General features: G+C 63.0%; 10 protein-coding genes. 6 read left to right on the plus strand and 4 right to left on the minus strand.

Features of this window, described 5'->3' with window-relative positions; all coding sequences use genetic code 11:
* The 6 genes from BGN91_RS09270 to BGN91_RS09295 all read left to right on the plus strand — a co-directional run.
* Nucleotides 1–139: AtpZ/AtpI family protein (locus BGN91_RS09270; protein ID WP_292612507.1), on the plus strand; the 139-nt coding region annotated here is incomplete at its 5' end.
* Between the two features lie 68 nt (nucleotides 140–207).
* Nucleotides 208–951 (plus strand): F0F1 ATP synthase subunit A, encoded by a 744-nt coding sequence (locus BGN91_RS09275; RefSeq protein ID WP_292612497.1) that lies wholly within the window; start codon nucleotides 208–210, stop codon nucleotides 949–951.
* A 59-nt stretch (nucleotides 952–1,010) separates the two neighbouring features.
* Nucleotides 1,011–1,238 carry a F0F1 ATP synthase subunit C gene (locus BGN91_RS09280; protein ID WP_009796340.1) on the plus strand — a complete coding sequence of 76 codons (228 nt, stop codon included), beginning with the start codon at nucleotides 1,011–1,013 and terminating at the stop codon, nucleotides 1,236–1,238.
* A 63-nt stretch (nucleotides 1,239–1,301) separates the two neighbouring features.
* A complete protein-coding gene (locus tag BGN91_RS09285) occupies nucleotides 1,302–1,859 on the plus strand; it encodes a F0F1 ATP synthase subunit B' (RefSeq protein ID WP_292612498.1) in 558 nt (185 codons plus the stop codon).
* Between the two features lie 7 nt (nucleotides 1,860–1,866).
* The gene (locus tag BGN91_RS09290) at nucleotides 1,867–2,352 is read left to right on the plus strand and encodes an ATP F0F1 synthase subunit B (RefSeq protein WP_292612499.1); all 486 of its coding nucleotides are present in this window, start codon (nucleotides 1,867–1,869) and stop codon (nucleotides 2,350–2,352) included.
* 36 nt (nucleotides 2,353–2,388) lie between these two features.
* Nucleotides 2,389–2,574, plus strand: a complete 186-nt coding sequence (locus BGN91_RS09295; protein ID WP_292612501.1) for a hypothetical protein — start codon at nucleotides 2,389–2,391, stop codon at nucleotides 2,572–2,574.
* A gap of 30 nt (nucleotides 2,575–2,604) precedes the next feature.
* Here BGN91_RS09295 and BGN91_RS17675 read toward each other — a convergent pair whose 3' ends face one another.
* The 4 genes from BGN91_RS17675 to thrC all read right to left on the minus strand — a co-directional run.
* Nucleotides 2,605–3,045, minus strand: coding sequence for a hypothetical protein (locus tag BGN91_RS17675; protein ID WP_366408421.1), 441 nt, complete (start codon nucleotides 3,043–3,045; stop codon nucleotides 2,605–2,607).
* Nucleotides 3,046–3,471: 426 nt separating this feature from the next.
* Nucleotides 3,472–4,056: a GNAT family protein gene (locus BGN91_RS09305; protein WP_292612504.1), complete on the minus strand. Its 585-nt coding sequence runs from the start codon at nucleotides 4,054–4,056 to the stop codon at nucleotides 3,472–3,474.
* 337 nt (nucleotides 4,057–4,393) lie between these two features.
* Nucleotides 4,394–5,683, minus strand: a complete 1,290-nt coding sequence (locus BGN91_RS09310) for a pitrilysin family protein (RefSeq protein ID WP_292612505.1) — start codon at nucleotides 5,681–5,683, stop codon at nucleotides 4,394–4,396.
* Nucleotides 5,680–6,907: threonine synthase (gene thrC, locus BGN91_RS09315; protein WP_292612506.1), on the minus strand; the 1,228-nt coding region annotated here is incomplete at its 5' end. The genes thrC and BGN91_RS09310, both read right to left, overlap by 4 nt.

Consider the following 6,907-nt stretch of genomic DNA (forward strand, 5'->3'; position numbering starts at 1 on the left):
GGTGATCGGCTGGGGATTCGACCGCTTGCTGTCGACCTCGCCCTGGGGGCTGATCGTGTTTTTCCTGCTCGGCTTCGCGGCCGGCGTGATCAACGTGATGCGGTCGGCAGGCGTGATTCCCGAGCAGACTGACCGATGACGGATGGTTGCCGGAACGACTGAGTTGCTTGAACGCCGGCCAGCCGGCAGACCGAAAGTTGCACGCGGATGATGGATCCAATCCACCAGTTCAACATCGAGAAGATTTTCACGATCGGCCATATCGGCGGCCAGGAAATCGCCTTCACCAATTCCTCCGCCTACATGCTGCTCGCCGTCGTGCTGACGTCGCTTCTGATGCTGGCCACCGGCCGCAAGCTCGTGCCCGGACGCATGCAGTCGATCGCCGAAATCAGCTACGAATTCGTCGCAGACACCATACGCACCACCGCCGGCAAGGACGGGATGAAGTTCTTCCCGTTCGTGTTCTCGATCTTCATGCTGGTGACCGTGTCCAATCTGGTCGGCATCATTCCCTACACCTTCACGATCTCAAGCCATATCATCGTCACGGCCGCGCTGGCGTTCCTCGTCTTTTTCACCGTCCTGATCTACGGCTTCTACAGGAACGGCCTGAGATTCTTCAAACTGTTCGTTCCGTCCGGCATTCCCGTCGTGATCCTGCCTCTGGTCGTGGCAATCGAGGTGATCTCGTTCCTGTCGCGGCCTGTTTCGCACAGCGTGCGTCTGTTCGCGAACATGCTGGCCGGCCACATCACGCTGAAGGTGTTCGCGAGCTTCGTCACCATGCTGGGGGCCATGGGCATCGTCGGCGTGTTCGGCGCCGTGCTGCCGCTGGCGCTGGTCGTGGCGCTCACCGCACTCGAACTGCTGGTCGCATTCCTTCAGGCCTACGTCTTCACCATCCTCACCTGCATCTACATCAACGATGCGATCCATCCCGGTCACTAGGCCGGTTTCCGCAACCCTCTCAAAGTCACTCTCACAAGCCTCAGCAAGGAGTTTGTTCTATGGATCCGATTGCCGCGAAGTATATTGGCGCTGGTATTGCCTGCATTGGCATGGGTGGCGCCGGCGCCGGCGTGGGCATCATCTTCGGCAACTATCTTGCCGCGGCGGTGCGCAATCCCTCGGCCGCCCAGGGCCAGTTCGGCAACCTGATCTTCGGCTTCGCGGTGACCGAAGCGCTCGGCATCTTCTCGCTGCTGATCGCGCTGCTGCTGCTGTTCGCTCTTTAAGATCACTGACTGGCTGACGGGACCCGAAAAACCGGGTCCCGATCGACCGCAGAGGAGAAGCCCGTGGCTGAGAGTCATGGCAACGCACAGGGCGCGGCGGCCCATACCGAAGCCGACGGCGGCCACAAGGCCCCGTTTCCGCCGTTCCAGAAGGACACGTTCGCGTCCCAACTGGTGTCGCTGACGATCGCGTTCGTTGCGCTCTATCTGATCTCGTCGCGACTGGCGTTGCCGCGCGTCCGCAAGACCATCGACGATCGCCAGGACAAAATCGAGGGCGATCTCGCGCAGGCGCAAAAGCTGAAGGACGAGTCCGACGCTGCGCTCAAGGCTTACGAGGCTGAACTCGCGGCGGCGCGAACCCGTGCGCAGGCGATCGGCAACGAGACCCGTGAGAAGCTCAACGCCGCGGCCGACGCCGAGCGCAAGGCTCTCGAGGAACGGCTATCAGCCAAGCTCGCCGACGCCGAGAAGACCATCGCCTCGACGCGCGCGGCGGCGATGAGCAACGTCCGCGGCATCGCAAGCGATGCGGCAGCGGCTATCGTGCAGCAGCTGACCGGCGTAACGCCCGACTCCAAACTCGTCGACAGCGCCGTCGAAGCCTCGATGAAGGGATGACATAGCCATGTTTGCCGAGCCGGAAACCTGGGTTGCCATAGCCTTCCTGATCCTGATGGGCGTCTTCGCCTATGTTGGCGTGCACCGCACGGTGCTGTCCGCACTCGATCGTCGCAGCGCGCGCATCAAGAGCGAACTCGACGACGCGCGCCGTCTGAAGGACGAAGCCGCGAAGCTGCTCGCCGACTACAGAGCCCGCCATGCCAGCGCCGAGCGCGAAGCCCAGGACATCATCACCTCGGCGAAAGCCGAGGCCGAGCGCATCGCGGCCGAGGCAAAGGGCAAGATGGAAGATTTTGTCGCACGCCGTACCAAGGCTGCGGAAAGCAAGATCGCGTTGGCGGAAGCCCAGGCCGTCGCGGACGTTCGCTCCGCCGCCGCAGACGCAGCGGTTGCCGCCGCCTCCGCCATCCTGTCGAAGTCCGTGAAGGGACAAATCGCCGACGACCTGCTCGCCAAGGGCGTCAGCGAGGTCCGCGCCAAGCTGAACTGAGTTTATTCAGATTCCACGAAAGCGTTTTCGAGCGAAGTGAAAACCGGTTCGCGTGAAGAAAACGCGTCAAATAAAAATCTTAGAGTCCCGCTTCTGTTTCCATCAGAAGCGGAAATGCTCGACAAGCCGGCGCAATCATTTTGCGGCGGCTTTTTTCTTGCGCGCAGGATTGGAGCGCCGGCATGGATGGCCGGAACGAAGCTCGGCCATGACGCGCGTTGAAGGCTTTTCACCTTGCAACCGCGCGCCTGATTATCTTCGCTTGCCGCGCGCGCGAGGCTCAGGCTTCAATGCCTGCGGATCGAAACCGATATAAAACACATAGCGATCGGCGGCTCCGCCTTGCGGCGCCGGATAAACGATGTCGCTCGACACAAAACTGTAGGTTCCGCCTTGGTCGCCCGACAGGTTCACCGTGACCGTATAGGCCTTGGTGGCAATGGTTTTCGAGGAGACGCCATCCTCGACTACCGCGACGCGCAACGGCACCTCCACCGTCGGCGGCGCGCCGGCCGGCCCCACGATGACACGCACCTGGATCCCCACCTTGATCGCGATCTGATGGGTGTCGGTGTTGTAGTCGCATTCCCGTGCGGTCTCGCCGATAGTCGCCTGGTAGCGGAGGTCGGGGCCACTCGCCGCCTTGCCCGGCAGGCCGACCGCGTATGTCGATGCGCCGGCACGGATGCTCACGGGCGGACACGTGAGATCATCGGGGGCGGAAGCCGTCGCACCCGATGCAGGCGGCCGCTCCGGCTGCGATCTGATGCCGAACAGGCTTTTGAAACGATCACCAAGCGATTGCGATTGCGCCGGCGACACCGCAACGATGCAGCATGCTGTCGCCACGGCCGTCAGGCGAAACGGAAAGCGCCGTGGTCGCCCGACTTCAGCCGGTCCACACGCTTCGGTCGAATCCGCAACAGGAGCCATTCGCGTCGTCCGATCGTTGTTTCCACGCGGCGGCTTTATAGCAAGGCAATGACGGAAATCCCAAGGCGCAAAACCACCCACCATGCCGGTTCCTGTCAAGCGGGGATGGGTCTGCATGGTTCTGACGGTCTGTTCACGCAGATCTGAATGCGCTGCCGCAATTGCGCCCGCGCGGTCGCGGGAGGCTCAGTCGTGAAAATCCTCGTGCAGCATCCCGAACAGCAGGTGATCCTGCCAGATCCCGTTGATGCAGAGATAACGCCGCGCAAGCCCCTCGCGCGTGAAGCCGCACTTTTCCAGCACCCGGATCGACGGCACATTGCTTGGAATGCAGGCGGCCTCGATACGATGCAGGTTCAGTTCGCCAAACAGCGTCGGCAGCAATACCCGCAGCGCCGCGGTCATATAGCCTCGCCCCGCATAGGGTTCGCCGATCCAGTATCCGATGGTGCCGGCCTGCACGATGCCGCGCCGGACATTGGCGAGCGTGACACCGCCCAGCATGACGCCGTCGGATTCGCGGAGCACAATGAAGGGATAGGATTTGTCGCCGGCGATATCCTCGGCATAACGACGGAGCCGTCGCCGGAAGCCGGCGCGGGTCAGGTCATCCGATGGCCAGATCGGCTCCCATGGCGTCAGATAGGCGCGGCTGTATTCGCGAAGCTGAACCCATTGCTGAAAATCGGCCGCCTCGGGCGCACGAAGCAAAAGGCCGCGTCCCCGCGGCATGAGCGACGGCGCGCTGGATGGTAAACGAAACAGAGCCATGGCGTTCCTCGACGCAGAACCCGCCGGCCCTCAATCTTAGAGCATTTTCCGGCCGGGTGGAATTCCGTTTGGCGGTGAGACCAGCATCCACTTTTGCGGACCAGGGCGGGCGAGGCAAAGTGTCCAGAGCGTTTTCGCGCGAAGCATGTCTTCGGGCCTGGCCCAAGGATGGCTACCGGTTCGCGTGAAGGAAAACGCGTCGAATCAAAATCATAAAGCCCTGTTTCTGATTCCATCAGAAGCGGAAAGGCTCTAACGGCTGTCGGCTCGCATCACGCTGCAAAAATTGGAATCACGTTCGTGATTTTGGATCGATTGATCCATCGTGATGCAGGCGTTAGTGAAGCAGGGTTCGGGCCTTCGACTGCGCCAATCCTTCGGCAAAAGTCACCGCCGTGTCCAGCCCCCTGCCACTGCCGAGCGCGACCACCGCGGGGCGGCTGCGCGCAAGCAGGCTGCGAGCCGCATCGCGGGTCGACTCGACGTCGACGGCATCGATCCTCGCCATTAATTCGGGCACCGTCTGCGGTCGCCCGTAGACCAGCATGTGACGCGCCAATTGTTCGACGCGGGCGCCGCAACTCTCCAGCGCCATCAGCAGGCCGGCTTTCATCTGCGCTTTCGCGCGCGCGATCTCGGCTTCGGTCAGCGTCTCGACCGCCTCGTTCATGATGTCGACGACGACTTCCATCATTTCAGGCGCGTCGCTCGGATCGGTGCCAGTGTAAAGTCCGAAGAAGCCGGTGTCGGCATAGGGCGCATGGAAGGCGTAGATCGAATAGCACAGTCCGCGCTTCTCGCGGACCTCCTGGAACAACCGCGAGGACATGCCGCCGCCGAGAATATTGGTGAACACCTGCAATGAAAACAGCGAGTGGTCCGTCTGCCGCAGTCCTTCCAGCGCCAGCGTCAGATGCGCCTGCTCGAGGTCGCGATGGACGACCCTGGAGCCGCCTTCTCCGAATTTCGCCGCTTGCGGCTTCGGCGCCGGCGTTGCGGCGAAGCTTGCAAAGCGGCGCTCGGCCTCGGCGACGACAGCCTTGTGGTCGACCGCCCCGGCGGCGGCCACCACCATGTCCGGCCCCCGATAATGTGTCGTGAGATAGCCATGCAGCATGTCGCGGTTGAACCGCTTCAGCGTCTCAGGCGTGCCGAGCAGCGTGCGCCCCATCGGCTGGTCGGGATAGCAGAGTTCGTTGAGATGCTCGAATACGACGTCGTCCGGCATGTCCTGCGCCGCGCCGATTTCCTGCTCGATGACGCTCTTTTCACGCTCGAGCTCGTCCGCGGCAAAGCTCGGATTGGACAGGATGTCGCTCAGCACCTCGAGCGCGAGCGGAACGTCCGCCTTCATCACCCGTGCGTAATAGGCTGTGGTCTCGACGCTGGTGGCCGCGTTGAGGTCGCCGCCGACCGCCTCGATTTCCTCCGCGATCTCCCGCGCCGTCCGCGTCGCCGTTCCCTTGAAAGCCATGTGCTCGAGCAGATGCGAGATGCCGTGCTCGTTCGGCTTCTCGTCGCGGCCGCCGACTCCGGTCCAGACGCCGAGCGCCGCCGTTTCCAGATGCGGCATGGTATCGGTGACGACCGTGAGGCCGGATGGCAGCTTGGTCACCTCGACACTCATCCCGCAACTCCCTGCTTGGCGGCGCGGCTGACGGACAGCACGAACCGTTCGATTTCCGCCTGATCGTTGTTCACGATCGTGATCCGCTCGGGACGCGTCATCAAGCCGTCGAGCCACGCCGGCAATTGCGGCCGCATGCCGCAGGCGGCCTCGACCGCATCCGGAAATTTCGCGGCATGCGCGGTGGCCAGCACGATATTGGGAATGCGGGAATCGCAGGTATCGCGGTCGGCTATCGCGAGCGCTACCGCAGTATGGGGGTCGACGAGATCGCCGGCTTCGCGCCACGCCGTGCGGATCGCGGCTGCGGTCTCGGTTTCGTCGGTGCGGCCGGCGTCAAAATCGCGGCGGATTTCGGCCAGCACGGTATCCGGCAGCACGAAGCGGCCGGATTGCTGCAGCGACGCCATCAGTGCGCGCACCTGCGCGGCGTCGCGACCGGTCGCCTCGAACAGCAGCCGCTCGAAGTTCGACGACACCTGAATATCCATCGACGGCGACGTGGTGGAGTGAACCTCGCGCACCTCGTAGATGCCGGTTTTCAGGGTGCGCACCAGGATATCGTTGACATTGGCGGCGATGCGCAGGCAGCGCACCGGCAAGCCCATCTTCTTGGCGACGTAGCCGGCGAAGATGTCGCCGAAGTTGCCGGTCGGAACGGTAAAATCGACGGTGCGCGACGGCGCGCCGAGCGCGACCGCCGAGGTGAAATAATACACCACCTGCGCAACGATCCGCGCCCAGTTGATCGAATTGACACCGGAGAGCGAGACCTCGTCGCGGAAACGGTGGTTGTTGAACAGCCCCTTCACGATCGCCTGACAGTCGTCGAAGGTGCCCTTGACCGCGAGCGCGTGGACGTTTGACGCATCCGTCGTGGTCATCATGCGCCGCTGCACCTCGGAAATCCGACCGTCCGGGAACAGCGCGATCAGATCGACATTGTCGCGGCCCGCGAACGCGTCGACCGCGGCGCCGCCGGTATCGCCGGAGGTCGCCACCACGATGGTGGTTCGTTGACCGCGTTGCGCCAGCACATGATCCATCAGCCGCGACAGAAGCTGCATCGCCACGTCCTTGAACGCGAGCGTCGGGCCGTGAAACAGCTCCAGCATGAATTGACCGGGCCCGATCTGATCGAGCGGCACCACCGCCGGATGCCGGAACGTCGCATAGGCTTCGTTCGCCATGCGGCCGAGTTCGGCATCGGAGATATCGCCGGCC

Source organism: Nitrobacter sp. 62-13, assembly GCF_001896955.1.
In the GTDB taxonomy this organism is placed as follows: Bacteria; Pseudomonadota; Alphaproteobacteria; order Rhizobiales; family Xanthobacteraceae; genus Nitrobacter.

Excerpts from the sequence above, each read along its gene's own strand:
- BGN91_RS09275 (WP_292612497.1), top strand. The coding sequence starts at position 208 with ATGATGGATCCAATCCACCAGTTCAACATCGAGAAGATTTTCACGATC.
- BGN91_RS09280 (WP_009796340.1), top strand. The coding sequence starts at position 1,011 with ATGGATCCGATTGCCGCGAAGTATATTGGCGCTGGTATTGCCTGCATT.
- BGN91_RS09290 (WP_292612499.1), top strand. The coding sequence starts at position 1,867 with ATGTTTGCCGAGCCGGAAACCTGGGTTGCCATAGCCTTCCTGATCCTG.
- BGN91_RS09305 (WP_292612504.1), bottom strand. The coding sequence starts at position 4,056 with ATGGCTCTGTTTCGTTTACCATCCAGCGCGCCGTCGCTCATGCCGCGG.
- BGN91_RS09310 (WP_292612505.1), bottom strand. The coding sequence starts at position 5,683 with ATGAGTGTCGAGGTGACCAAGCTGCCATCCGGCCTCACGGTCGTCACC.